Below are 26,662 nucleotides of genomic sequence, written 5' to 3'. Positions count from 1 at the left end.
AAAGCCCGGAAATTGTCACTTCGGTGAGTAGCCGCGCGGTTCCGGGCGGCGAAAACTGTCCACCCCCACCCGAGCACAGTCCCCGCACCACCCGAGCGCAGTCCCCGCACCACCCGCGTACAGCTACCGCACCACCCGCGCACAGCCACCGCCCCGCAGGCCTGCAAGACCTACAAGAGCCGCAAGACCCGCGACATCCGCAGTACCCCACAAAACCGTTCCTCCCGACCGGACCCCCCACAGTTCCGCACCCTGAGACGAGTTGGAGCACGTATGCCCCAGCACGTACCGTCCTCGCTGCGCTCGGCCGCCCCACGCCCCGCGCAGCACCCTCCGGCGTCTCCCCCACATCCGCGCCGGATCGTCTTCCTCGCCCACCGCGACCTCGGCAATCCGGCCGCGGGCGGCTCCGAACTCCTCGTCGACCGGCTCGCCGACGGACTCAGCAAACAGGGCCATCAGGTCACGTTGCTGTGCGGCGGGCCCGCCGCGTACCGCGACTACCGCGTGGTCTCCGCGGGCAGCGACAAGGGTCACTACCTACGGGCACGTTCCGCGTTCACCCGGCAGATCGGCGACTGCGACCTGCTCGTCGAGGTCTGCAACGGCATGCCGTACCTGGCGCCGCTCTGGCATCGCGGGCCCACCCTGTGCCTGGTCAACCACGTACACACCGACTTATGGGGGATGCGCTTCCAGGGCGCGCTTGCCCCCGCCGCCCGGCTCGGCCGACGGCTTGAGCACTGGGCCCTCTCCGGGGCGCAGCGCGGCAATCTGCTCGTGGCCGTCTCGCCGTCGACGGCCACGGCGCTGCGGGCGATCGGCGTCGAGCGCGAACGCATCCGGATCGTGCACAACGGCGTCGAGGAGCCGGGGCCGCTGCACGCCCGCTCCGACGAGCCGCTCTTCCTGGCGATGGGGCGGCTCGTCGAGTACAAGCGGATCGATCTGCTGCTCCGGCTGTGGGAGCGCGTCAGACCCGTCACGGGCGGCCGGCTCGTGATCGTGGGCGACGGCCCCGAAAGGCGGCGACTCCAACAACTCGCGGGCCCCGGCGTCGAGTTCAGGGGCCACGTCCCCGAGGCGGAGAAGCACCGACTGCTCTGCGAGGCCTGGATGCTGCTCCATCCGTCCGCCGTGGAGGGCTGGGGGCTCGTCATCACCGAGGCGGCGACGCGCTCGACGCCCTCGATCGGCTTCGACGTCCCGGGGGTGCGCGACTCCATAGAGGACGGCGCGACGGGCCTGCTCGCGCGGGGCGAGAGCTCCTTCGCCGCCGCCTGGTGCACCCTCGCCCTCAGCGCCGAGCGCCGCAGAGCGCTCGGCAAGGCCGCCGGCGAGCGGGCCGCCCGGTTCCGCTGGGGCAACACGGTGCGGCAGTTCCAGGCGGTGGCGGCCGAGGCGGCCGCCGCGCACCTGGCGGCTGCCGGGCCCCCGGCACCTCAGGGGGCTGCGTGAAGGACCCCTCGCTGCGCCGTTCCGCCACCCTCCTGAGGGCCTTCCTGCGCGAGCAGCGGGAGCCCGAGCGGTGCTACACACTCCTCGCCCGCGACGCCGCCGACCAGGTCGAGGCGTACGGGCCGGTCGGCGGCCGGGTCGTCGTCGACGTCGGCGGCGGGGGCGGCTACTTCACCGAGGAGTTCCGGCGGCGCGGCGCTCAGTGCTTCCTCTTCGAGCCGGATCAGGACGAGTTGGGGGCCAAGCCGCCCGAGGGTGCCGTGGTGGCCGACGGGTATCTGCTGCCGCTCGCGGACGGGGTCGCCGACGTCGCGTTCTCCTCGAACGTCCTGGAGCACGTCGACGACCCGCAGACGTTCCTGAGCGAGCTGGTCCGGGTGACAAGGCCGGGCGGGCTGATCTATGTCTCGTTCACCAACTGGCTCTCGCCCTGGGGCGGCCACGAGTGGGCGCCATGGCACTACCTGGGCGCCGAGCGGGCCCGCGTCCGCTACGAGCGGCGTACCGGAAGGCCCGCGAAGCACACGCTGGGCGAGAACCTCTTCGCGCACCACGTCGGTATGACCCTGCGCCAGGTGCGGGCCCGCACCGACGTGGACGTCCTGTCGGCGCGCTCGCGCTACTGGCCGTTCCTGGCCGGGGCGATCACCAAGGTGCCGGGTGTGCGCGAGGTCGCGACCTGGAACCTCCTCCTCATCCTCAGGCGGTGTCCATGACCACGGTCCAGGCCCCACCCCCGGCGGCCGTCCGGCCCACGACCGATGCCCCTGAACCCTCGCGGGGGCCGCGCTCGCGGCGCTGGTTGCTGGGGTTCTGGGCCGTGGTGTTCGTGGCGTTCCTCGCGGTGGAGCCGGGGCGGATGACGTTCGACACCAAGCTCGGTGTCACCGTCGACCCCTGGCAGTTCCTCTCCGACCTGGGCCAGCTGTGGCACGACCGGGGCGGCTTCGGCGGGATCCAGGACCAGTACGTCGGGTACGTCTTCCCGATGCTGCCGTTCTACGGTCTGGCGAAGCTCGTGCACCTGCCGGTCTGGCTCGCCGAGCGGCTCTGGCTCTCGCTGATCGTGACGGTGGCGTTCTGGGGCGCCATGCGCCTGGCCGAGCGCCTGGGCATCGGCAGCCGGCACAGCAGGCTCCTCGGCGCGGTGGTGTACGCGCTGTGGCCGACGTTCACCATCGTGATCGGGTCGACGTCGGCCGCCGTGCTGCCCGGCGCGGTGCTGCCGTGGGTGCTGCTCCCGCTGACCGACGCGCGGATCAGCGCGCGCCTCGCCGCGTGCCGCTCGGCGCTGATCATCCCGTTCATGGGCGGTGTCAACGCGGCGGCGACGCTCGCCTCCCTGCTTCCCGTGGCCCTCTACCTCCTCTCCAGACCGGGCGGCCCGCGCAAGCGGAAGCTGATCATCTGGTGGGTGCCCGGGGTCGTCCTCGCCACCGCCTGGTGGGTCGTGCCACTGCTCATGCTCGGCATCTACGGCGAGAACTTCCTGCCCTACGTGGAGAACTCGGCCACCACGACGGGCACGATGTCGGCGACGGAGACGCTGCGCGGCGCCGGCAACTGGGTCGCGTACCTGCACTTCGGCGAGGCCTGGCTGCCCGCGGGCTGGACGGTGGCGACGGCCGTGGTGGCCGTCGTCTGCTCGGCGCTCGCCGCGGCGCTCGGCCTCGCGGGCCTGGCCCGGCGCGATCTGCCGGAGCGGCGCTGGCTGGTCCTGACGGTCCTGTCCGTCGCCCTGATCACCCTGGCCGGGTACGGCGGCGCGTTCGGCGCCCCTTTCCACGGGACCGTCCAGTCGTGGCTGGACGGCGGGCTCGTCCCCTTCCGCAACATCTACAAGTTCCAGACGGGGCTCGCCCTCGCGCTCGCCTTCGGCCTGATGCACCTGGTGGGGGTGGCCGCCCAGGCGCGCGGCGCGCGCCCGGTGCGCGGCAGGCGGTACGCGCCGCTGATCGCCGCGGTCCTCGTCCTGCCCGGCCTGGCGTGGCCGTACCTCAACGGCTCGATCCTGCAGCCGGGTTCGTTCCGGAAGCTGCCGACGTACTGGCAGGCGGCGGCCGACTGGCTGGAGAAGTACTCCCCCGACTCCCGCGCCTTGGTCGTCCCCGCGACCGCGCACGGCATCTACACCTGGGGCTCCCCCATCGACCAGCCCCTGGACGTGCTCGCCGATTCGCGCTGGGCGCAGCGCGACTACGTGCCGTTCGGAGCGCGGGGCAACCGCCGCGCGATGGACGCGGTCGAGCAGGCGCTGATGACGGGCGGCGAAGTCCCGGGTCTGCGCGACTACCTGACCCGCGCCGGCCTCTACTACGTCGTCGTACGCAACGACCTCGACCCCGACCAGGTCGGCCACGTTCCGTCCGCGACCGTGAAGCGCACCCTGGAGGAGTCGGGCTTCAGCCGGGTGACGGGCCTCGGTCCGACGACGACCGACGGGAAGATCGCCGAGGACACCCCGCTCCAGATCGAGGGGCTCTATCCGCGCCAGCGCGCCGTGGAGATCTACGCCCCCGGCAAGGGCGCGGAGCGGCCCGGCCAGGCGGGCCTGAAGCCGGTGTCCAACACGGCGGTCGTCAGCGGCGGCCCCGAGTCCCTGCTGCCGCTCTCCGCCGACCCCTCGATGCGGGACCGTCCTGCCGTCCTGACCGGCGACAACCACCCCGGTGTCGGCACGCCGGGATGGCAGGTGGTCGGTGACGGCCTGCGCCGCGCCGACACCCGCTTCGGCGTGGTCAACACCAACACCTCCTACACGTACGGGCGCGACGAGCGGAACGCGGTCGACGCCCAGCAGGACGCCGGCAGGAAGCCGCGCCAGATCCTGCCCACCAAGGGCATCGAGCACCAGACGACGGCGGAGCTGCGCGGCGCCAAGTCGGTCTCGGCATCCAGCTACGGCAACTGGTTCTTCCACCTGCCGCAGTACGACCCGGCGAACGCCTTCGACGGAAACCCGGCCACGGCATGGGCCGAGGGCAACTCCGGCTCCTCGGACGGCGAATGGATCAAGGCGGAGTTCAACTCCGAAATCACGCTTCCTGCTTCCTTCCGCGTCACGCCGCTGCCACAGAACGGCGCCCGGTCCGCGCCGACCCGGGTGCGCGTGGAGAGCGAGCGGGGCAGCGTGACCAGCAACCTCCAGCCGAACGGCACGACCCAGCGGATCAAGGCCCGCGCGGGCAGCACGGGCTGGGTCAAGATCACGATTGTGGACACCCAGGAGCCGCGCCCCGGTCTGACGGGCGCCGGTTTCGCGGAGATCGGCATCCCGGGCGTACGCGTCACCAAGCTCCTCCAGCTCCCGACGGACGCGGAGAAGTCCACGGACGCCGGCGCCAGGACGTACGCGCTGCACCGCTCCTCCGACCCGAGCGCGCTCTCGCCGGTGAACGCCGAGTCGGGCCTGCACCGCCGGTTCACGACGGCGGGCGACGGCACGTACACGTTCAAGTCGAGCGCGGTGGCCGTGCCGGGCGCCGAACTCGACGACCTGCTCTACAAGGTGGCGCCCGAGCAGGAGCAGCAGATCATCGCCACGGCGGACTCCACGGCGAAGCTCGGCAGCACCCTGTCGCCACGCAACCTCACGGACGGCGACCTGACGACGGGGTGGATCGCGGGCTCCGACAACCCGGTGATCCACCTCAAGTGGCCGGACAAGCAGCCGGTGGGCGAGATCGTGCTGCCCGCGGCGGGCGGCATCTCCACCCGCCCCGAGCAGATCGAGATCAGCTCCCCGGACGGCGCGGCGACCGCGGGCGTCGACGAGAACGGCAACGCCCGCTTCGCCCCGATCACCACCGACCGGATGGACATCACCATCACGGAGACGGCCCCGCTGACGGTGCACAACCCGCTGGCGGACAGCGACCTCCAGCTCCCCGTGGGCCTCACCGAGGTGTACGTCCCGGCCCTCGACAAGTACCGCACCCCACAGCCCGCGCCCGACGCGGACTTCTCGCTGCCCTGCGGCCAGGGCCCGAACATGGCGATCGACGGCGAGCTGTACCAGACCGCCGCCAAGGGCAAGGTCCGCGACCTCACCGAGCGGCGCCCCGTCGACATCACGCTCTGCCAGCGCGGCAAGAAGGACTCCGAGGTCCGGCTGGGCGCGGGCGCGCACAGCGTGGAGACGGGCGACGCGGGCCCGCTGACCGTCATGGACGCGTCGCTGACCCACGGCACGCCGGCCGCGGTCGACAGCGCCTCGCGCGAGCTGAAGGTCAAGGACTGGCTCGGCGACCGCCGCGAGCTCACGGTCGGCTCGGGAGCGGCCTCGTACCTCACGACGTACGAGAACGTGAACGACGGCTGGAAGGCCGAGCTCAACGGCAAGGAGCTGACCTCGGTACGGCTCGACGGCTGGCAGCAGGGCTGGCTCGTGCCCAAGGGCGAGGGCGGCACCGTCAAGCTCACCTACGAGCCGTCGCAGATCTACGAGATCGGCCTGATCCTGGCCGGTGTCGGCGTACTCGTCCTGATCGCCCTGGCCGTGCTGTGGCGGCGCGAGAAGGAGCAGGACGCCGTGCCCCTCGCGCCGCCCGCCCCCGGCCTGCTGCTCGGCACGGTGGCGCTCACGCTGGTGGCCGCGGTGATCGCGGGCCCCTTCGCCCTGCTGGTCCCGGCCCTCGCGCTGCTCGCCCGGTGGCGCCACGCGCTCCTGGTGCCGGTCGCGTTCCTCGCGATGGCCGGCGCGGGCATCGCGGCGGCGACGGGCGTGGGCGGCTCCTTCACGCCCGAGGAGGGAACCTTCGGCCACCCGGCCCAACTCCTGGCCCTCATCGCGCTGTTCGCGGCGCTGGTGTCCGTACGGGAGACACAGCCACGGGTCACGGATACGTTGGAGTACGGCCCGCCACCCGCCCCGACGACGCCCCCGCTGCCCCGCCGCGAGCGCGCCACGGACCCCCCGCCACCCGGCGAGGCGGGCCCGACCGTCTCGGCCCGCGGCCCCGCCGCCGCCCAGCCGGACCCCGCGCCACCGAGCCACAGAACGGCACGCTTCCCCCGACGCAGGCGTACGTCCACGACAGGAGAAGGCACCCAGCGATGACCGCACTGGAACACCCGGCACGACGGGCGGGCGGCCCCGCGCGGCCGCCGTCCCGCGTACCGTTCCCCGTCGTCGACGAGGTCTCACGGCACTGCCTCCAGGAGGAGGAGCCGGAGACCGTGCACATCGAGGTGCACCTTCCGGGTACCCCGGACCCGGCCCGCCTGAAGGCCGCCTTCACCGAGGCCCTCCGCCGCCACCCACGCATCCTGATGCGGGAGGCCAGGGGCCCTTGGTACCGCCGCCGCTACGAGTGGGAACTGACGACGGGCCCCGACACAGAAGTCGTCACCTTCCCGGCCCCCGAACCGGACGCCCTCAAACGGGCCCGCGAAAGAGCGCTGGCAGAGGCACCCTCACTGGCCACATCACCTCCTATCCGCCTGGAGGTGATAGTGGCGGCAGACGCCCCGCCGACGGACGGCCGCACGACCGACGCACGGGGACGCACCGGTACTTCCGCCCGGCCCACAGAGACGCAAGAGCCCCACGCACCCGCCCCCGCCGAGGGCACCCGCTCCGTCCTGCTCCTCACCATCAACCACACGGCCCTGGACGGCCCCGCCTGCCTACGCGTCCTCGCCACCGCCGCCGAGCTCTACGGCGGCCAGGACAACTCCCCCGCGGCGCCCCCCTCCCGCGCCCCCACCGACCAGGCCGCCACCCCCGAACCCCCACCCGACGCGAAACCCGGCTGGTCACCCCCCGCCCGGGTCGCGAAAGGCACCCCCGACCCCTCCCCCGGCAACGGCATGCTGGTGGCGGAGCTGCCCGTGCCCCGCCGCCCCAAGGGCTCCCCCTTCACGGTGAACGATCAGCTCATGGTGGCGACCGCGCTGATGATCGCGCACTGGAACCGCGAACACGGAGCGCGCCCGCGCCCCTTCCGCATCACGATGCCCGTCGACGACCGCCCGCGTGACGCCACCATGCCGATGGGCAACGGCACTCGTCTGGTGGAAGTGCCGTTCGCGGCGGAGGAGTTGGCGCACCGCGACTGGACCCCGGAGGCGATCCACGACCTCCTGCGCCGCACCTCCGACCGCACCCGCGCCCTGAAGGCGCTGCCCCGTCCCCAACTGGGCCACGGCGCCGCACTCCTGACCGCACCCGTCCTGCCCGTCACCCTCAGGGCCGCCGTCACCCGCGGTCTGCGCAGGGCCGCCGCGCCCTGGACGTCGACCACGCTCCTGAGCAACATCGGCCGCGTCCCGTACGCGCTGGACTTCGGTGACGCGGGCCGCGCGCACGCCGTGTGGTTCTCGGCACCGGCCAGGCTGCCCCGCGGGCTCACCGTGACCACGGCGTCGACTGCGGGCCGCCTGCACCTGGCCCTGCGCTGGTCGAGGACGCTGCTCAGCCACGGCGACGGGGCGCACCTGCGCGACCTGTTCGAGCACTACCTCCACGCGACGGAACACACCGAACCCCACGGGACCCCCGGGGAGCCCAAGTGACCACCGCGGCCAACACGATCAACACGACCTCAGGGCCCACCGGAACCGCCGGGCCCAGGCGCCCCCGTGGACTGCGGGACTTCTACGAGAACCCGTCCGTCCCGGTGGCCTCGGGCGACGCCCGCAGCCTCCGCCAGGCCCGTATCCTCGCCGCCGCGCTCGGCCCCGCGACGACCCGTACCGCCACGGTCCTCGACATCGGCTGCGGCGACGGCACGGCGGCGGCGACCGCGGCTCCGCTCCTCGCGGGCCACCGCGTCGTCGGCGTGGACTGGTCGCAGGACGCCCTGCGGCGCGCGCACGCCCGCCTGCCGTACGCGGTGCGGGGCGAACTCTCCGACGGGGGGCTGCCGTTCGCGGACGGGGCGGCCGACGCCGTGCTGTTCAGCGAGGTCGTCGAGCACCTCGTCGATCCGGACAGCGCCCTGGACGAACTGCGCAGGGTCCTCCGGCCGGGCGGGCACCTGATGCTCTCCACGCCGAACCTCGCCGCCTGGTACAACCGCGGCCTGCTCCTCGCCGGTGTCCAGCCCGTCTTCTCCGAGGTGAGCCTGCGCGCCATCCACGGCCGCCCCGGCAAGGAGGTGGTGGGGCACCTGCGGCTGTACACGGCCCGCGCGCTGCGCGAGTTCGTCACGGCCGCCGGGTTCGATGTGGTGCGCCTGTCCGGCGCGCCCTTCCACGGCGTGCCGCGCCCGCTGCGCGCCCTGGACCGGCTGGCCTGCGCCGTACCCGGCGCCGCATCGATCCTCCTGCTGCACGCCCGAAAGGCCTGAGGCCCGTGTGGTGGGGCGTGGCCGCGGCGCTGTTCGCGAACCTGCTCTACAGCACCGGATTCGTGCTGGAGAAGAAGGCGTTGACGGCCATGCAGGCGGTCAGCGTCCGCAACCCCGCTAGGCTCCTGAGGCAGGTGCTCGGCAGCCCGCTGTGGATCGGCGGTTCGCTCTCCCTCGCGGCGGGCTTCGGCGCCCAGCTCGCCGTGTACCGCACGCTGCCGATCGCCGCCGCGCAGGGCATCTTCGTATCGGGCCTGGTGCTGCTCCTGCTGCTCTCCTCGGTCCTGCTCGGCGAGCGGACCTCGGGGCGCGAGCGGTACGCGGTCGGCGGGATCCTGCTCGCCCTGCTCATGGTGGTCCTGTCGCTCAGCGACGACAACGACGCGGTCAGCCGCAGCGCGCCCGTGGCGCTGATCCTCACGGTCTGCCTGCCGTCGCTCGCGGCCGGCGTCTGGCTGTACGGCTCGGCGGAGCGGCGCGCCAGGCACCGGCACCGCATGCCGACGGCGGGCGTCGAGTACGGCGTCGCGGTGGGCCTGCTCTACGGGGTCAGCTCGCTGGCCATCAAGGGCGTCTCCAGCTACCTGACGACGGACGACATCGGCGGCGCGCTCGGCGACCTGCTCCGTTCGCCCTACCCCTACCTGCTGCTCTTCACCGGCGCGTTCGGCCTGATCATGTCGCAGGCGGCCCTGCAGCGCTGCCGGGCGTCCCTGATCGTGCCGGTGTGCACGACGGTGACGTCGCTGTTCACGGCCGTGCTCGGGACGCTCGCCTTCGGCGAGGCGCTGCCGCACGAGCCGGTGCGCCTCGCCCTGCGGATCGCGGGCACGGTCCTCGCCGTGTCCGTGCTCCTCGCCATGCCGAAGCACGACGGAACCGCCCCCCACCCCGTCCCCGCCCCCAAGGAGTTGACCAGCGGATGAACCCCGACGACCCGCTCCTCAAGATCCTCGCCTGCCCGCTGGACAAGGGCCCGCTGCACCTGCTGTCCTCGGCGGAGCCCCTCATACCGGAGGAGTCGCTGTACAACCCGCGGCTGCGACGGCGCTATCCGGTCGTCGACGGCATCCCGCAGCTGCTGCCCTCCTCCGGCGAGCAGGTCTCCGAGGACGAGCACGAGCAGCTGATCAAGCGGATGTCCCCGTGAACGCGGGGCTGACCACGACGACGAAGGGATGCCCATGACGTTCGCCGCCCGCGTGGCGCCCTACGTCCCCGACCGGCTGATCGCCGCCCTGGCCCGGCTCGTCTACCCCCGCTTCGAACCGGAGCTCGCCCGGCTCGCCGACCTCTGCCCGCCCGGCTGCGGCACGGCCGTGGACGTCGGCGGCTGGTACGGACCGTGGTCGCACCGGCTCGCCTCGCACGCGCGGCGCGTGGTGGCCGTCGAGCCGGTGCCGCACCTGGCGCGCGTCCTCGCCGCCTGCACGCCCGGCAACGTACGGGTGGTGCGGGCCGCGGCGACGGACCGTCCGGGCACGGCCAGGCTCTGGCTGCCGGACGGGGACCGGGGCGAGCGGGGCGTGTCGTCGCTCGTGCGCCGCGACATCCACGCCACCGCCGTCGACGTGCCGTGCCTGACCCTGGACGGCCTCGGTCTGCGGGACGTCCACTTCATCAAGATCGACGTGGACGGCAATGAGCTGAAGGTGCTGCGCGGCGCGCACGAGCTGATCGACCGCGACCGTCCGGCGCTCTTCATCGAGCTGGAGTCCCGCATCCAGCCGATCGCCCCGGTCGTGGAGCTCCTGACCCGCCACCACGGCTACCGGGGCTGGGTCCTGCCCCGGCACACCTGGCTGCCGCTGGCCGCCTTCGATCTGGAGACCCACCAGTCCGGCACGGCGCACGTCGTGTCGCAGGGCCTGCTGCGCCGGGTGCTCACGCCGAGACGTCCCCGGTACGTGAACTCGGTGCTGTTCCTGCCCGAGGGCCACCGCCCGGGAGCGCTCGCGGTGCGCGACGATGGGGTGCATGCCCGCTAGCTCTCCCGGTGGCCCGTTCACCGCCCTCGACTTCCAGTTGGTCCTGCTGCGCCGGATGGCCGACCACAATCCGGACCTGGTGGAGGACGCCCGCCACGAGCTGGGTGTCTCCATCGCCGAGATGCGCGAGGCCAACCGCCGCTGGCAGGCGATGGCGCGCTCGCCGCGCTCCCGGGGCGCCGCCTCCCGCTACCGCTCGGTGCTCGGCGCACCCGAGGCGACGGTCCGCCGCACCATCGGCGACCTGGAGTGCGAGGCGCTGCTCTGGCCGGTCCCGCTCTGGCCCGACCTGCGCTTCGAGGTGCTGCGCGCACCGAACGGCGCCGTGTGGAACGAGTGGCTGGTGCGCGCTCCCGGAGCCCCGCCGCCGCGACTCCGTACACTCGACGACCTCGCGCCGTGGTCGTGCACGGTCGACGAGGCCGCCCGCGCCTTCACCCCGGCGCGGCCCATGGAGGGAAGCGCGCCGACGCGGTGGGCCCTGGCGTTCGAGGCGCCGGACGCGAACGGCGAACCGCGCTCCTGCGTGGCGGAGTTCACCTGGGGGCTGCTCCAGCGGGTTGGGGTGCGGGACGCGTGTGCGACGGAGTAGGCGCCTGCCTTCACACACTCGCCGCCTCGATGATCAGCTCCGTGACGCGGGGCAGTGAGCCGGGGTGGAGGCCGAGGAAGAAGTTGGGCTCGACGAGTTCGAGTTCCATGACGCGGGGGTCGCCGTCGGCGCCGTCCACCAGGTCCACGCGCGCGTAGAGCAGGTCGGGCGAGCCAGGAACGGCCGCCAACGCCCGCGCGGCCACGTCGAGTTCAGCGCCGGTGGGCTCCCAGGGGCGCAGGTCGGGGTGCGGCATCTTGGGGTCGTCGTACGCCGTGCCGGGCGCGAGCACCGCGCCCTTCTGTATGGCGTGCAGGAAGTGTCCGCCGAAGAAGACGAGGGCACGCTCACCGGTGACGTCGATGCGCTCCAGGTAGGGCTGGACCATGGCGGTGAAGCCCTCGGCGTGCAGGTGGGCGAGGTGCGCCAGGGCCGCGTCCCGCTCGTCCGCGCGGTACCGCGCGGCGTTCCGGGCACCGGCCCCGGAGGCCGGTTTGACGACGAACTCGCCATCAGTGTGCGGCAGTTCCGCTCCCTGGCCGGGCGCGCGGTAGTACGTCGGCACGACCGGCACTCCGGCCTCGGCCAGCTCGCCCAGATAGCGCTTGTCGGTGTTCCACCGCACGACGTCCGCGGGGTTGGCGAGCCGGGTGAGCCGGGCGCACCGCTCGGCCCACGCCACGTACTCGGCGGTGCGCCAGCTGTAGTCCCAGGTGGACCTGATCACCGCGAGGTCGAAGCCGGACCAGTCGACGTCCGGGTCGTCCCAGCCGACGACGCGGACTTCGGCCCCCGCGTCGCCGAGGGCCTTCGCCAGGACGGGCAGATCGGTGTCGTACTCCGGCTGCGGCCTGCGGGTGACCAGCGCGATACGGGGGCTTGCCATGGGGAGTTCTCCTTCGCGTACACCACATACACCGCTCGAACGCGCAGGCTAGCAACCGCGACCGGTGCGGCTCGGAGAATGCTCGGAGGATGAGGACGCTCCGGGCCGTCCTTGCCCGCGAGGCAAAAGCCGGGACCCGCTCTTGTTCGCGGACTCCAACATCTGCTTATGATTCAGCGGTGTTCGACTCACGGCACATCAAGACGTTCCACGAGGTGGTCCGCGTCGGGTCGTACTCGGCGGCCGCCCGCTCCCTCGGCTATACGCAACCGGCGATCACCCAGCAGATGAAGGCCCTGGAACGGTCCGTCGGCACCCCGCTGTTCACCCGGGTCGGCCGCCAGATGCGGCTGACGGAGGCCGGTGAGGCGCTGTCCCGGCACGCGGGGATCATCCTGGACGACATCTCCGCCGCCCAGCAGCAGATGACCGCGATCACGCGGCTGCGCTCGGGCCGGGTGCGGGTCTGCGCCTTCCCCAGCGCCAACGCGACCCTCATCCCTGAGGCCCTGGCCCGGCTGGCCTCGGGCTACCCGGGGGTGCGCGTGGAGCTCCTGGAGGAGGAGCCGCCCGAATCGCTGCGGCGCGTGGTGCGCGGCGAGTGCGACATCACACTCGCCTTCACCTATCCCGGCCTGCACGACGAGGTGCCGGACGAGCTGGCGGAGATCCCGCTGATGGAGGACCAGCTGACCGTGCTGCTGCCCGCCGGGCACCGGATGGCGCGCCAGCGTTCGGTCAAGCTCGCCGAGCTCGCCGAGGAACGGTGGATCGCCGGCTGCCCGCGCTGCCGCGCCAACTTCCTGCACGAGTGCGCCGAGCTGGGCTTCGCCCCCGACATCGCCTTCACCACCGACGACAACCTGGTGGTGCAGAGCCTGGTCGCGGAGGGGCTCGGCATCGCGATGATGCCGGGGCTCGTCCTGAACTTCCTCTGCCACGGCAAGGTGACGGGCCGCGCCCTGGACCCCGCGTCGCGGCGCCAGGTGTCGGCGTACGTCCTCAAGGACCATCTGCGGATCCCGGCCACCGCCCTGGTCCTCGACGAACTGAAGACGGTCGCCGCCAACCGCGTCGGCTGCTGAGCACCTCCCTGCGCCCCCTCGTACCCATAAGCACAAGTTGGGGGGTTGCCAAAAGACTGTCGTTGGACGTGATGGATCGGGCGGCGCGACGCTGCCGGTATGAGCACTCCGATCGCGTACCGGCCCGCCCGGACCACAGAGCGCCTCGACACCCTCGTCGCCGACGTGCGCGAGGCCGTGGGACGCGGCCTGCCTCCCGACCTGACCGCGTACCTCGTGGGCGAGCGGCTCGCCCCGCACCTCGGCGCCGCCGACCTGCTCACCGAGGAGCAGCGCGAGGGCGACCCCAAGCGGTACCGCCAGCACGTCCTGCACGCCGAGCAGGACGGCAGCTTCTCGCTGGTGGCGCTGGTGTGGCTGCCGGGGCAGCGGACCTCGGTCCACGACCACGTGTCGTGGTGCGTGACCGGCGTGCACGAGGGCGAGGAGCAGGAGCGCCGCTACCGTCTGGTGCCCGCCGCCGGGGCCGGTGGCACCGCCCGGCTCGTCGCCACCGAGGACGTCGTCAACCCGCGCGGTTCGGTCTGCGGCTTCGCGCCGCCCGGCGACATCCACCGGGTATGGAACGCCTGCGGTACGCGCGCGATATCGATCCACGTCTACGGCGCGGACATCGCCCGCCTCGGCAGCAGTGTCCGCCGGGTATACGAGCTCCCGGCCGACCGGTAATGGCGCTGCTCGGGGAGCGCCCCGCCTCCCGTACGACACCCGCCGCCCCACCCGGCGCCCCACCCACCGTCCGCGCTCCCGGGAAGCTGCCGGGCCTGGCGCTCGCCGTGCTCGGCGTCGGCGTCGCCTGGGGCGTGCACCGGCTCGTGCCCGGGGTGCCGATGCTCACCGCGGCGGTGGTCCTCGGCATCGCGGCGGCCCATCTGCCGGGCGCCGCGCACGCGTTCGTCCGCGGCCCCGGCAAGGCGGGCCTCACGTTCGCCGGGAAGCGGCTGATGCGCGTCGGCATCGTACTGCTCGGCCTGAAGCTGAGCCTGGACGACGTGCTCGGCCTCGGCTGGGCTTCGGTCGCGATGGTGCTCTGCGTGGTCGCGGTCACCTTCTCCGGCACCTGGTGGCTGGGCCGCCGCATGGGGCTGCGCGGCGACCAGCCGCTGCTGATCGCCACCGGCTACTCGATCTGCGGCGCGTCCGCGATCGGCGCGGTCAGCGAGGTCTCCGAGAGCGACGAGCGGGACACGGCCACGTCGGTGGCCCTTGTGACCCTGTGCGGCACCCTCGCCATCGCCGTACTGCCGCTGCTCCAGCACCCCCTCGGGCTCAGCGACGCGGAGTTCGGGCGCTGGGTCGGGGCGAGCGTGCACGATGTCGGGCAGGTCGTGGCGACCGCGCAGACGGCCGGCGCCGGGGCGCTCGGCGACGCGGTCCTGGTCAAGCTGATGCGGGTCGCCCTGCTCGCCCCGCTCGTCGCGGCGCTGGCCCTCTCGGTGCGGGCGCGGCGGCAGGGGCGCGGGGCTGTGGAGGGGACCGCGGGCGGGGCCGCGGAGGGGGCCGCGGGCACCAAGCGGCCGCCGCTCGTGCCGCTCTTCGTCGCCGGGTTCCTCGTCATGGTCGCCCTGCGCACCACCGGGTGGCTGCCGGGCGCGGCGATCGACACGGCGCAGACGGCGCAGGAACTCCTTCTGGCCGCCGCCCTGTTCGGCCTCGGCAGCGCGGTCGACCTGCCGTCCCTGACCCGTACCGGCGGCCGGGTGGCGGCGCTCGGGCTCTTCTCGTGGGTCGTGATCGCGGGGGTGTCGTACGCGGGCGTACTGCTGACGTACTGACCGAACCGACCGACGCGCATGCGAACAACGAAAGCGAACGACTGGGCAGTTGTTCCCTGGAACAGGTGATCGTCGCGCCAGGAATTGCGCGGGGCCCATGCGGTTGACGATGCTTACGGTGCGCGAGCGACGGGCTGCAGACCGTGACCGCGCCCCGGCCCATGTCCCATACATGGCCGGTGAGTTGGGCCCGGTCCCACGGGTCCGACCTTCCGATGAGTCCCACAAGGAGAAGCACCACCATGAACCTCATCACTGACGTCGTCGCCGGTCTCGCCCACTTCCTCGGCTGGCTGGTCTGACGTCACCCGCATCCGTACGCAGCGGCGCCGCCTCCCCCGTCCCAGGGGAGGCGGCGTCGCCGTGTACGGATGCGGGCCGATCGTGTCGCGATCTACGCTCCGGTGCAGAGACGACGATGAGGAGTACGAGACGTGGACCCCCTCTTCCCGGCCCTGAACGCCGCGCGCGGCGAGGCCCTCCGCTTCGGCGAACGCTCACTGACCTATCCCGACCTTGCCTCAACGACTGGCTCACTGGCGCTACGACTGCGCGCCTCGGGCGCCCACCGGGTCGCCGTCTGGGCGACGCCGTCCATGGAGACGGCCGTGGGCGTGGTCGCCGCGCTGCTCGCCGGGGTACCGGCCGTGCCGCTGAACCCGAAGTCGGGCGACTCCGAACTCGCCCACATCCTCCGCGACAGCGCACCCTCGCTGGTACTGGCCGAGCCGGGCGCCGAACTGCCGCCCGCCCTTGCCGACTTGACCCGGCACGACATCGACGTACGCCAGGACGGCGGGCCCCCACCGGCAGACCTGCCCGCCGAACCCGCCCCCGAGTCCCCCGCCCTGATCGTCTACACCTCCGGCACCACGGGCCCGCCCAAGGGAGCCGTCCTGCCGCGCCGCGCGATCGCCGCCACGCTGGACGCCCTGGAGGACGCCTGGCAGTGGACCGCCGACGACGTCCTCGTGCACGGCCTGCCGCTCTTCCACGTGCACGGCCTGATCCTCGGCACGCTCGGCCCGCTGCGGCGCGGCGGCTCCGTACGGCACCTCGGGCGGTTCACCACCGAGGGCGTGGCGCGGGATCTTGGCACCGGGGCGACCATGCTGTTCGGGGTGCCGACGATGTACCACCGGATCGCCGAGGCCCTCCCCGGCGCACCCGAGCTGGCGAAGGCGCTGGCCGGGGCGCGGCTCCTGGTCTCCGGCTCGGCGGCGCTCCCGGTCCACGACCACGAGCGCATCGCGGCGGCCACGGGCCGGCGCGTCATCGAGCGGTACGGCATGACGGAGACCCTGATGAACACGAGTGTGCGGGCCGACGGCGAGCCGCGCGCGGGCACGGTCGGCGTGCCGCTGCCGGGGGTCGGCCTGCGGCTGGTCGACGAGAAGGGCGAGGAGCTCGCGGCGGACGGCGGCCCCGAGGCGGTCGGCGAGATCCAGGTGCGCGGCCCGAATCTCTTCACGGAGTACCTGAACCGCCCGGACGCGACCGCCGAGGCCTTCGCGCCCGGCGGCTGGTTCCGCACCGGCGACATGGCGGTGCGGGACACCGACGGATATGTGCGCATCGTCGGCCGCAAGGCCACCGACCTCATCAAGAGCGGCGGCTACAAGATCGGCGCGGGCGAGATCGAGAACGCGCTGCTCGAACACGAGGGGGTGCGGGAGGCCGCGGTCACCGGTGAGCCGGACCCCGACCTCGGGGAGCGGATCGTGGCGTGGATCGTCCCGGCCGACGCCCAAGCCCCGCCGTCGGCCGATGCGTTGGCCGATCACGTGGCCGCGCGACTGGCTCCGCACAAGCGGCCACGGGTCGTGCGGTACCTGGAGGCGCTGCCCCGCAACGACATGGGCAAGATCATGAAGAGGGCGCTGCGGCCAGTGGGCCCCTCCGGCGGCTGAGGAGCGGGATCCGGGGCGGAGCCTCGCGTCGGTGGGTTACGCCGAGCTCCGCCCCGAGCAGGGCACCGGGGCTACCGCACCCCCACCGCCCGCACGATCTCCTGCGAGACGGCCCCGCCCCGGTCATCGCGCGCCGAGGCCCGCAGCGACACGGACTCCGCGCTGTCCGGCACCCTCAACCGCGCCTCCCAGGAAGCCTTCCCACCCTCCCGGTCCAGCGCGACGTCCCGCCACGTCCTGCCCTCGTCGTACGAGACGGACAGCTCGCCGCCCCCGATCCTCCCGGTGTCCCGCGCCCCCTTCACGTACTCGGCGAAGATCCCGACCGGCACGGTACGACCGCCCCGCACCTCGCCCGAGAGGTCCGTGGCCACGTCGAAGCCGAGGTTGAGGAGCGGCAGGAAGGTCTTCCTGTCCGCCGGTGTCTCCTTCGACCTGAAGGTCCACTCGGCGTGGCCCTTCGTCCCGAGCCGCCACCGCTCCGGGTCGAGCGTCGTATCGGTCACGACCCTGTAGGTGTGCTCGGCGGGGTCCGCGTCCCACACGTACACGGCCGCACCCATGCTCCGGTCGGCGCTCACCCCGTCCACGAAGACCTCGCTGACCTGCGTCATCGAGTCGTCGTTCCAGACATCGCCGAAGCCGGTGTGGTCGGGGCCCGAGTCGCCCCAGCCGGGCACGTCGAACTCCAGGTCGTTGCCCCTGCGCTGCTGGCCCCAGCCGAGGCCGGTGCCGAGCCAGGGGTGCAGGACCGGCTTGAACCAGTCCAGCTCGGTGTGCCCGCCGCCCCGGTAGGCGACGAGGCCGCCGCGCTCCTCCAGCGCGCCGGGACCGGTGGTCACGCACTCGTGCCACAGCTGGCCGCGCCCGGCCGAGACGTACTCCGTCCGCTCGGCCGGGTAGTCGATCTTCTCCTGGAAGCCGAGGCCGACGGGGAAGGTGTCGGTGATCGAGTAGCGGAACTCACCGCCCGTCGCGGGCTTCACCGCGTGGTAGGCGGTGCCGAGGACGGCCAGCTCACTCTTCTCCGGCTCGTACGTGAGGTCCTCGGGCACGGCGCCCTTGTGGCCCTCGGAAAGGTCATACACATAAGGGGTGTTGACGGTGCCGGTGTTCTCGATCCTCCTGCCCGCCTTCGCCGCCGCGACGAGCCTTGCCCCGTCCGCCGCGTCGACCGTGGCGATCTGCAACGGCCGGTCGCCGTTGTCGTCGGTGCCGAACCAGGCGTTGAGGCGCCCCGGCCGGTCGTCCGTCACGAACAGCGCCTTCGCGCCCGCGTCCTGCGCGGCCTGCCCGAGCCGCGCCGGGGAGAGCTCGCCGGTGCGGCGCACCACGACGGCCCTGCCCCGGACGTCCTTCCCCTCGTACGCGGCCGGCGCGCCGTCGCCCGCGTCCACCAGGGACCAGCGGCTGCGCCCCTCGGCGATCGTGCCGCCGGGCTGCGCGACGGCCTCGCCGAGGCCCCGCACGTCCACAAGGGGCTTGCCGAGGCGCCAGACGGTCCGGTACTCGAAGGTGCCCTCGGTGACCTTCCGGGTGGGCGCGGCGAAGACGCTGTCGTACTTCACGGGCACCTGGACGGCGCCCACCAGGTCGGCGCCGCCTGCGGTCCGGTCGTACTCCATCAGGAGCTGCCGGGTCTCGGTGCGCCGGTCCACGGCCGCCCTGATCTCGCGCAGTTTCCGCCCGTCGAGGGTGATCTCGCGGTCCCGGTCGAGGGTGATCTGCGGGTCGGCGAGGAAGCCTAGCCCGAGGGAGTCCTCGCCGCCGGCCCCGCGCACGTCGAGGAAGGTCGAGAGGGCGTACGTGCCCGGTTCCAGGCGCAGTTCCAGGGTGCCGGAGTCGCCGACAGCGGCCGGGAACGGCTCGGTCCCCTCGGCGAGGCGCTGCACCACGAGGTCGGCGGGTGTCGCGGCGCCGTCGCGGTCCTTGACGCGGACGGTGAGCGTGTACCGCTCCTCCTCCTTGACCAGGCCGAACGCCGTGTGGGCGACCTCCTTGCCGCCGCTGCTCGCGACGACGGCGCCGCTGGTGTTCCCGGCGGGCGCCTCGGCCGCGTCCCCGGTGACGGTGGTCGACGCGGTGCCGTGCGCCGGGACGGTGAGGGTGGAGTCGGCGAGGGTGACGACTCCGTCGGCGGCACCTCGCGCGTCCAGGCTCAACGCGACGGGTTGGTCAGAGGTGTTGGCGTACGTGAGGGTCTTGGCGACCGGCTTGTCGGTGTCGTACGGCCAGCCGTGGAAGCCGAGGTCGACGGTGCCGGTCGCGGTGACCTTCGCGTCGACGGCGTCGGGCACGCTGACCCGTCCGGCCCCCAGCACATAGGCGGGCGCGCCGAGTTGTTTCGCGCTGGACATCAGGGCGTCCTTGAGCCGGGCGCCCGTCCAGTCGGGGTGCCGCTCGGCGAGCAGGGCGGCGGCGCCCGCGACGTGCGGCGTCGCCATCGACGTACCGCTCATCCCGGTGTAGAGGCCGGTGCCGCCCGCAAGTTGGGAACGGGCCGCGAGGATGTCGACGCCGGGCGCCGACAGGTCGGGCTTGAGCGCGTGGTCACCGGCGCGCGGTCCCTGTCCCGTGAAGTACGCGGCCTCGTCGCGGGAGTCGACGGCGCCGACGGTCAGCGCGGCGTCGGCGGCACCGGGCGAGCCGATGGACGAGGGCGCGCCCGTGTTCCCCGCGGCGATGACGAAGAGGGCGCCGGTCTCCTTGGAGAGGGAGTTGACGGCGACGGCCATCGGGTCGGTCCCGTCACTGGTCTCCTGCGAGCCGAGGCTCATGGACACGACCTTGGCGCCGACGTCCTTCGCGGCCCACTCCATACCGGCGATGATCTCGGACTCGCTGCCGGAACCGTCGTCGCCGAGCACCTTGCCGACGGCGAGCGAGGCGCCCGGCGCGACGCCCTTCTCCTTCGCGCCCTCGGAGCCCGCCCCGCTGCCGCCGACGGTGGAGGCGACGTGGGTGCCGTGGCCGTTGCGGTCGGCCACCTCCTCGCCCGGAACGAAGCTCCTGCTCTCGTCGACGCGCCCCTTGAGGTCCGGGTGCCCGGCGTCGACCCCGGTGTCGAGGACGGCGACCTTCACGCCCTTGCCCGTGAGCCCGGCCGCCCAGGCCTTCGGTGTGCCGATCTGCTCGTTGCTCCGCGCCATGTCGGCCTCGACGCGCCCGTCCAGCCACACCTTGGCGATGCCCGCCGCCCCACCGCGCACGGACCGCCACAGCGCGCCCGGCTCATCGGCCCTGACGGCAACGCCGTCGACGCTCGGCAGGGGCCGCACCTTCTCGACCCCGCGCGGCAGTCGGGCGCGGGGGCCGCGGGCCGTGCCGTTGTCGTACGTGACGATGAGGGGCAGCGGGGCGCCCGCCCGGCCCAGCCGGATCAGCTCGGTCACGTCGAACAGCCGCTGGTCGAGGACGCCGGAGCGCAGATACGGCCGCGCCTCGTCCGGTACGACGGTGACGTGCCCGTCCGAGATCAGGCTGCGCACCGCCCCGCTCCCCCCGGCGGGCCGGTCGACGGTGACGGTCCGCCGCCCGCCCGGGAGCCGGGTGACGGTGACCCGGTCGCCGGTGATCAGGGTGACGGTGTGGGCGGAGCGCGCGATACGGGTGGTGGGCGCCGGGGTGCCGCCGCCCGCCGGCCCTTCGGCGGTGGCTTGCTGCCCCGCGGGAAGCAGGGCGAACGCGAGACCGGCGGCGGCCACGAGCGGGGCTCTTCGCCGCACGGGGGCTCTGGTCATGGGGCTGCCTCTCTTCGTCGGACCCGGGCGGGGGGTGGTGCCGGGCACTGCGAAGAGTGTCGGGGCCCTTGTGGCGTACGGGAGTTGGCGGGACGTGGCGGGAATCCGCCAGGGCACCTACCCGCCAGCGGCGCGGGTTCGCGGCCCCGAGGCCCTCGGTGCGCCGGTGTGGCTGACAGCCACCAGCGGGTTCCGCAACAATGCCGTTGGCAGATGTGGGGCATCGACACAGCTCAACGGGGGCGTCGCATGGACGGGTTGGTGGAGTTCACGACCGAGGACGGCGCGCGGGTCGTCGTCGCCGACGTGGACGACGGCTCCGGCTCCCGCCTCGTCTCCCGCGGCGACGAACCCGCCCTGGCGGCCCGCACGTTCGAGGCGTCGCTCGACGGCGCGCGGGCCGCCGCCGCGTCCGCGCTGCGGGTGTTCCGCGACGGCAGCCTCCGGCCCGACTCGGTCGAGATCGAGTTCGGGGTACGGATGTCGGCTGAGGCAGGCGCCGTGATCGTGAAGGGCCAGGCCGAGGGCCACCTCGTGGTCCGCCTCACCTGGACACCGGACGCGCCCCCGCGGGCTGAGGAGTGGGCCACCGCCGGGACCGCTGCCGGGACCGCCGCGTCGGCAGGTCAGGCAGGCCCGTCGGGGCAGTCGGCGCAGACAGGGCAGTCAGGGGGGACAGGGCAGTCACCGGAGCCGACCGGCGCGCCATGAGCAGCATGTCCTGGCACGCCCGGATCCAGTGCGGCCGCGAGACGGGCGCGGGCTCCCTGGCCTCCGAGCGCCACCTGCTGACCTGCGCACACGTCGTCCGCGACAGCGGGGCCCGCGAGGTCACCGGCCGTTTCCCGCACCACAGGTCGCTCGGCGCGGCCGCGGCCGTCGTGAGCGCGGACGTGGTCGGCGCGCTCCACGACATGTGAGACCGCCGGCCCCCGGCGGACGAGGGACTGGAGACGAGGGGCGGGGGACGGCTGGGCGCGGTCTCCACCGGCGCCGCCCGCCGCGAAACATCACCCGTGCGGCGGCACCCCGCCCGGCTCAGTCCAGCGCGCGTGCCGCCCGCGCCCGCCGCACGATGCGAGAGAGGACCGCTGCCCGGTGGTCCGCACGGTCTGCGCTCTCGGGAGGATCTGCCATGACCGTCAGTCTGGAGCAGTTGCGCCGCTGCCATATCGCCGTAGACCTGGGAGCCTCGCGGACCCGGGTGTTCGTCAAGGGGGTGGGCCTCGTCGTCGACGAGCCGAGCGCCGCCGCCGTCAACACCCGCACGGGCGCGCTCATCGCGGTCGGCCGGTTCGCCGAGGAGATGACGGGACGTACGCCCGCCTACATCCGGGTGGCCCGCCCCGTCTCCGGCGGCACCGTCGTCGACATTGACATGGCCCAGCGCATGCTGCGCAACCTGATCAGCGAGAAGCTGCGCCGCACCCTGCGCCGCAAGCCCCGGCTGCGCGCCGCCGTCTGCACCCCGCACGACGCGGATCCGCTCGCCCAGCGCGCCGCCGTCGAGACCATGGTCGGGCTCGGCGCGCGCCGCGTGGAACTGGTCGACACGCTCATCGCGGCGGCGGTCGGCTGCGGCCTGCCCGTGGAACGTCCCGAAGCGACGATGATCCTCGTCTGCGGCGCCGCGACCACGCAGGTCGCGGTCCTCTCCCTCGGCGCGATCGTGACCGCCGAGCGCATCCCGGTGGGCGGCGAGGCGATCGACAACGCGGTCGTGCAACACCTTCGCCACCACCACGAGTTGATGCTGCCCTCCCAGTCCGTACGCCCTCTCCAGCTCGCCCTGCACGGCAACGGCCTCACGCCGCAGGGCCCGGAGTCGACGGAGATCCACGGCAGGGACGTCGCGACGGGCGCGGCCCGTTCCGTCCGCGTGGAGACGGCCGCGGTCCGCGACGCCATCCACACCCCGCTCACCGCCGTCCTCGACGGCATCGGCAAGGTGCTGCGCGACTGCCCGCCGGATCTGGTGGCCGACCTCGCGGACCGCGGCATCATGATGGTCGGCGGCAGCGCGCTGCTCCCCGGCCTCGACCAGCTGCTGCGGACCGCCACCGGAATGCCCGTACACATCGCGGAGCGACCCGATGTGTGTGCCGTGATGGGACTCGGTGCGATGCTGGAGGGCAAGATCCAACCGCTGTCCCTGGCTCCGCTCTCCGGCTGACCGGGCCGCCGCCCCCACCGACCACGGAGCGCTCAGTACGTGACCGAGATGCCCGAAGGAGCGGACGCGGCACCGCCCTCGCTGCAGCCGATCCTCGAAGCGGTCCTCAGCGTCGGCACGGACCTCGAACTCCGTGCCACGCTCCAGCACATCGTGGACAGCGCGGCGAGGCTGACCGGGGCGGGGCTCGGCACGCTCGGCGTCGACGCCGCCGGTCGCGAGGGTCCGGCCGAGCTCTACGTGGCGGGCGGCCCCGGACGCTTCCCCGAGGGGGTGCCGACCGTGCGGCCGACCGCCGACGGCACGGTCATCGACGTACCGGTATACGTTCACGACGAGCCGTTCGGCACGCTCCTGCTGGCGCGCAAGGAGCGCGGCGGCCCCTTCACGGAGGAGGACCGGCAGCTCCTGCGGGTCCTGGCGAGCCAGGCGGGCATCGCGATCGGCAACGCCCGGCTCTTCGAGGCGGCCCGGCAGCGGGAGCGCTGGATCGAGGGCGCGGCGGCGGTCACCACGGCCCTGCTCACCGGCGAGGCGGCGGCCGACGCGCTGATGACGGTCGCGGACCGGGCGAGGATCCTCGCGGGCGCGGCGGCGGGCGTGATCCTGCAGCCGACGGAGACGGGGGGCATGCGGATCGTGGCGGCGGCCACGGACGGTGCGCCGCACGGCTGGGGCAAGACGGCCGACGCCCGGCCCCGCGGGACGTCATCCGACACGGGCCCCGGCTCCGGTCCCGGCTCCGGCTCCGGCCCGCGCCCGACCGCCCCCGTATCGCGTCAGGGGAGCACTGGTGCCCCGAACCCGCAACCGAAGCCGAACTCACACCCCTACCCCCCGAGCCACAACGACCTCATCGGCACCACCATCGAACCCGGCAGCGCGGTGCTCGAGCAGTTGCTCGGTGGGGAGCCCGTCTTCATCGAGGACTCGGCGACCGATCCCCGCATGACGACGCACGTACGCCTCCGCTTCGGCCCCAGCATGATGCTGCCGTTGCAGGCCGGCGGCCGGCTCATCGGCACGCTCGCCCTGCCCCGCCGACGCGGCGCGCCCGCCTACACCGCGGCCGAACGCCTGCTCGCCACGCAGTTCGCCTCGCAGGCCGCACTGGCCCTCGTACTGGCCGACGCCCAGCAGAGCAGGCAACGCCTCGCGGTCTTCGAGGACCGCGACCGCATCGCCCGTGACCTGCACGACCTCGTCGTCCAGCGACTCTTCGCCACCGGCATGATGCTGGACGCGACCCGCCGCAGGGCCCGGTCGACGAAGGTCGAGTCCACGCTCGATCTCGCCGTCGACGAGCTGGAGTCCACCATCCAGGAGGTGCGCACGGCCATCTTCGCGCTCCAGCAGCCGCCCGCCGACGCCCCGGCCACCTTCCGCGGGAAGGTCCTGCGCGAGACGGCGGGCGCCGCCGCGGTCCTCGGCATCCAGCCGTCGGTGCACTTCGCCGGTGCGGTCGACAACCGGGTCACGGACCCGACCGCCAGCCACCTGCTCGCGGCCCTGCGCCGCGCGCTGGCCGCCACGTCACGCCGCACGGGCGTCACACGGGTCGACGTGGTCATCGACGCGAGGGCGACCCTGCCCGACCACCGGGAGGGAGTACGCCTGACGGTGTACGACGACGGGGACACGGGCGATACGGGCGATACGGGCGATACGGGCAGCGCGAACGGTACGGAGGCGGGCACGACGGTGACCTGGCAGGCACCGCTGTAATCCCCCCCCACAGACCGCCAACCACCCCGACCCCCAAGGCCGAGGCCAACACCAGCAGCACACCAGCACCGACCCCGCCCGGCACCAGCCTCACAACGCCACCACCGAAACCTCCGTAGCCTTCACGCTCGTCCACACCTCCGCCCCGTCCACGAGCCCCAGTTCCAGCGCGGCCTGCGGAGTGATCTCGGCGACCAGGTCGGGCGCCTCGTCCGACGCGATCAGGACGCGCAGCCGGCTCCCGGCGGTGGTGATCTCGCGTACCCGCCCCGGCCATACGTTGCGCGGGCTGCCCTGCGGCCTCTCGCGGTGCACCGACACCGCCTCCGGGGCGATGACCGCAAGCACCCGCGCCCCCGCCGTCGGCGGGTCGGCGACGACCAGGCGGCCGTCCCCGGCGAGGACGAGCGACCCGTCGGTGTCCGCGGTGCCGGGCCAGGCGTTGCGGCCGAGCATGCGGGCCACCCAGGGCGAGCGCGGGTGCCGGGTGACGTCGGCGGGCGGCGCGTCCTGCAACGTACGGCCTTCGTCGAGTACGAGGACCCGGTCGGCCAGCGACACCGCCTCGACGGGGTCGTGCGTGACGATGAGGCACACCCCGCCGAACCCGTCGAGGTGGCGGCGCAACGTGTGGCGGACGTGGGCGCGGGTGGTCTGGTCGAGGGCGGCGAGCGGTTCGTCGAGGAGCAGCAGCCGGGGCCGCGCCGCCAACGCCCGTGCCAGCGCGACCCGTTGGGCCTGCCCGCCGGACAGCTGGGCGGGCCTGCGGTGCGCGAGATGGCCGACGCCGAGCCGGTCGAGCCAGTCCTGCGCGTCGCGGCGGGCCTCGGCGCGCCGGACGCCCTGCGCGCGCAGCCCGTAGGCGGTGTTGCCGAGGGCGTTCAAGTGGGGGAAGAGCGCGCCTTCCTGGGGGACCCAGGCGACGCCGCGGCGGTGCGGCGGCAGCGCGGTGACGTCGCGCTCACCGAGCCGCAGGCGGGCGTGGGCGCGCGGGGTCAGGCCGAGCAGGGCGCGCAGCAGCGTGGTCTTGCCCGCGCCGTTGGGCCCGACGACGGCGATGGTGGTGCCGGGCTCGGCGTCCAGGGTGAGTTCGTTGTGCCCGGTCACGTCGGCGTGCAGGGCCCAGCGCTCCTGCGGGGCCGGGGTTTTGACGAGCGGCGCGGGGGGCGTCGCCAGAGGGTCGTCCCCCTCCTCGGAGCCGGCGGGCCGCTCCCGTACGCGTACGGAGGGGGCCCCCGTCGTCCAGCGCCCCCGCAGCCCGGCCAGTACGGCCATCGCGATGGCGAGCAGCAGCAGCGACAGCGAGGTCGCGGCCTCCGGCGAGTCCTGGAGCAGCAGGTACACCTGGAGCGGCAGGGTCTGGGTGGTGCCGGGCAGGTTGCCCGCGAAGGTGATCGTGGCGCCGAACTCGCCGAGGGCCCGCGCCCAGGTCAGCGCGGCGCCCGCGACGAGCCCGGGGGCGACCATCGGCAGGGTGACGGTGAAGAACACCCGTACCGGGGAGGCCCCGAGCGAGGCCGCCGTCTCCTCGAAGCCGGGCCGCAGCCCGCCGAGGGCGCCCTCGAGACTGATGACGAGGAACGGCATGGCCACGAACGTCGCCGCGACGACCGCGCCCGACGTGTGGAAGGGCAGCACGATCCCGAAGGTGTCCTCCAGCCAGGGCCCGAGAAGGCCGCGCCGCCCGAACCCGAGGAGGAGCGCGACGCCGCCGACGGTGGGCGGCAGCACCATCGGCAGCAGGACGAGGGACCGTACGAGCGCCTTCCCGCGGAACTCGACCCGGGCGAGGAGCCAGGCCAGTGGCACCCCGAGCACCAGCGAGAGCCCGAGCGCCCAGAAGGACACGAGCAGGGACAGCTTGAGGGCCTGGGTGACGCCGGGGGTGCTCAGATGCGTGCCGAGGTCGCCCCACTCGGTCCTGGCGAGGATGCCGACGAGCGGCATCAGCAGGAACGCGACGGCGAGCAGGGCGGGAACGGCGAGCGTCAGCGGCGCGCGGGGACGCGTGCGAGGGCGGCGGCGGTTCATGGTGAAT

20 protein-coding genes are annotated in these 26,662 nt (G+C 73.6%); 17 read left to right on the top strand and 3 right to left on the bottom strand.

Annotated elements, in window-relative coordinates; all coding sequences use genetic code 11:
• Positions 1-273: 273 nt before the first annotated feature.
• From AC07DI_RS20120 to AC07DI_RS20080, 9 genes are read left to right on the top strand one after another with little or no spacing between them, the layout of a single operon-like run.
• On the top strand, positions 274-1,458 hold the full coding sequence (locus AC07DI_RS20120) for a glycosyltransferase family 4 protein (protein WP_478905452.1): 1,185 nt from the start codon (positions 274-276) through the stop codon (positions 1,456-1,458).
• A complete protein-coding gene (locus tag AC07DI_RS20115) occupies positions 1,455-2,174 on the top strand; it encodes a class I SAM-dependent methyltransferase (RefSeq protein WP_478905451.1) in 720 nt (239 codons plus the stop codon). The genes AC07DI_RS20120 and AC07DI_RS20115 overlap by 4 nt, the downstream gene beginning before the upstream one ends.
• The gene (locus AC07DI_RS20110; protein ID WP_478905556.1) at positions 2,171-6,517 is read left to right on the top strand and encodes an alpha-(1->3)-arabinofuranosyltransferase; all 4,347 of its coding nucleotides are present in this window, start codon (positions 2,171-2,173) and stop codon (positions 6,515-6,517) included. Before AC07DI_RS20115 ends, AC07DI_RS20110 begins: the two co-directional genes overlap by 4 nt.
• Positions 6,514-7,974 (top strand): condensation protein, encoded by a 1,461-nt coding sequence (locus tag AC07DI_RS20105; protein ID WP_478905449.1) that lies wholly within the window; start codon positions 6,514-6,516, stop codon positions 7,972-7,974. The genes AC07DI_RS20110 and AC07DI_RS20105 overlap by 4 nt, the downstream gene beginning before the upstream one ends.
• 17 nt (positions 7,975-7,991) lie before the next feature.
• Positions 7,992-8,750, top strand: coding sequence for a class I SAM-dependent methyltransferase (locus AC07DI_RS20100; RefSeq protein WP_478905555.1), 759 nt, complete (start codon positions 7,992-7,994; stop codon positions 8,748-8,750).
• A gap of 17 nt (positions 8,751-8,767) precedes the next feature.
• A complete protein-coding gene (locus tag AC07DI_RS20095) occupies positions 8,768-9,676 on the top strand; it encodes a DMT family protein (RefSeq protein ID WP_478905447.1) in 909 nt (302 codons plus the stop codon).
• The gene (locus tag AC07DI_RS20090; RefSeq protein ID WP_478905446.1) at positions 9,673-9,900 is read left to right on the top strand and encodes a Trm112 family protein; all 228 of its coding nucleotides are present in this window, start codon (positions 9,673-9,675) and stop codon (positions 9,898-9,900) included. Before AC07DI_RS20095 ends, AC07DI_RS20090 begins: the two co-directional genes overlap by 4 nt.
• A gap of 28 nt (positions 9,901-9,928) precedes the next feature.
• Entirely contained in the window at positions 9,929-10,738 is an 810-nt protein-coding gene (locus AC07DI_RS20085) for an FkbM family methyltransferase (protein WP_478905445.1), read from the top strand.
• A complete protein-coding gene (locus AC07DI_RS20080) occupies positions 10,719-11,330 on the top strand; it encodes a hypothetical protein (protein WP_478905444.1) in 612 nt (203 codons plus the stop codon). The genes AC07DI_RS20085 and AC07DI_RS20080 overlap by 20 nt, the downstream gene beginning before the upstream one ends.
• 10 nt (positions 11,331-11,340) lie before the next feature.
• Here the strand turns inward: AC07DI_RS20080 and AC07DI_RS20075 are convergent, their stop codons facing one another.
• The gene (locus tag AC07DI_RS20075) at positions 11,341-12,216 is read right to left on the bottom strand and encodes an ATP-grasp domain-containing protein (RefSeq protein ID WP_478905443.1); all 876 of its coding nucleotides are present in this window, start codon (positions 12,214-12,216) and stop codon (positions 11,341-11,343) included.
• Positions 12,217-12,395: 179 nt separating this feature from the next.
• Here AC07DI_RS20075 and AC07DI_RS20070 point away from each other — a divergent pair, with 179 nt between their 5' ends.
• The 4 genes from AC07DI_RS20070 to AC07DI_RS20055 all read left to right on the top strand — a co-directional run bounded on the left by AC07DI_RS20070 (position 12,396) and on the right by AC07DI_RS20055 (position 16,986).
• Complete coding sequence (locus AC07DI_RS20070; protein ID WP_384255357.1) at positions 12,396-13,301, top strand: LysR family transcriptional regulator; 906 nt, start codon at positions 12,396-12,398, stop codon at positions 13,299-13,301.
• A 99-nt stretch (positions 13,302-13,400) separates the two neighbouring features.
• On the top strand, positions 13,401-13,970 hold the full coding sequence (locus AC07DI_RS20065) for a cysteine dioxygenase family protein (protein WP_478905441.1): 570 nt from the start codon (positions 13,401-13,403) through the stop codon (positions 13,968-13,970).
• Positions 13,970-15,076 carry a YeiH family protein gene (locus AC07DI_RS20060; protein ID WP_478905440.1) on the top strand — a complete coding sequence of 369 codons (1,107 nt, stop codon included), beginning with the start codon at positions 13,970-13,972 and terminating at the stop codon, positions 15,074-15,076. The genes AC07DI_RS20065 and AC07DI_RS20060 overlap by 1 nt, the downstream gene beginning before the upstream one ends.
• A gap of 434 nt (positions 15,077-15,510) precedes the next feature.
• A complete protein-coding gene (locus AC07DI_RS20055) occupies positions 15,511-16,986 on the top strand; it encodes an acyl-CoA synthetase (RefSeq protein WP_478905439.1) in 1,476 nt (491 codons plus the stop codon).
• A 71-nt stretch (positions 16,987-17,057) separates the two neighbouring features.
• Here AC07DI_RS20055 and AC07DI_RS20050 read toward each other — a convergent pair whose 3' ends face one another.
• Entirely contained in the window at positions 17,058-20,726 is a 3,669-nt protein-coding gene (locus AC07DI_RS20050) for a S8 family serine peptidase (protein ID WP_478905437.1), read from the bottom strand.
• A gap of 249 nt (positions 20,727-20,975) precedes the next feature.
• Between AC07DI_RS20050 and AC07DI_RS20045 the strand changes: the two genes are divergently transcribed.
• The 4 genes from AC07DI_RS20045 to AC07DI_RS20030 all read left to right on the top strand — a co-directional run bounded on the left by AC07DI_RS20045 (position 20,976) and on the right by AC07DI_RS20030 (position 24,624).
• Positions 20,976-21,437, top strand: a complete 462-nt coding sequence (locus AC07DI_RS20045) for a CU044_2847 family protein (RefSeq protein ID WP_478905436.1) — start codon at positions 20,976-20,978, stop codon at positions 21,435-21,437.
• On the top strand, positions 21,434-21,646 hold the full coding sequence (locus tag AC07DI_RS20040; RefSeq protein ID WP_478905435.1) for a hypothetical protein: 213 nt from the start codon (positions 21,434-21,436) through the stop codon (positions 21,644-21,646). The genes AC07DI_RS20045 and AC07DI_RS20040 overlap by 4 nt, the downstream gene beginning before the upstream one ends.
• Before the next feature lie 215 nt (positions 21,647-21,861).
• Complete coding sequence (locus AC07DI_RS20035) at positions 21,862-22,899, top strand: rod shape-determining protein (RefSeq protein ID WP_478905434.1); 1,038 nt, start codon at positions 21,862-21,864, stop codon at positions 22,897-22,899.
• Between the two features lie 48 nt (positions 22,900-22,947).
• On the top strand, positions 22,948-24,624 hold the full coding sequence (locus AC07DI_RS20030; protein ID WP_478905554.1) for a GAF domain-containing protein: 1,677 nt from the start codon (positions 22,948-22,950) through the stop codon (positions 24,622-24,624).
• Positions 24,625-24,714: 90 nt separating this feature from the next.
• On the opposite strand, the gene AC07DI_RS20025 is transcribed toward AC07DI_RS20030, so the two are convergent.
• A complete protein-coding gene (locus AC07DI_RS20025; RefSeq protein WP_478905433.1) occupies positions 24,715-26,655 on the bottom strand; it encodes an ABC transporter permease in 1,941 nt (646 codons plus the stop codon).
• Between the last annotated feature and the right edge of the window lie 7 nt (positions 26,656-26,662).

The organism is Streptomyces sp. NPDC044106 (assembly GCF_056433985.1).
This window is presented reverse-complemented; position numbering and strand designations above follow the sequence as displayed.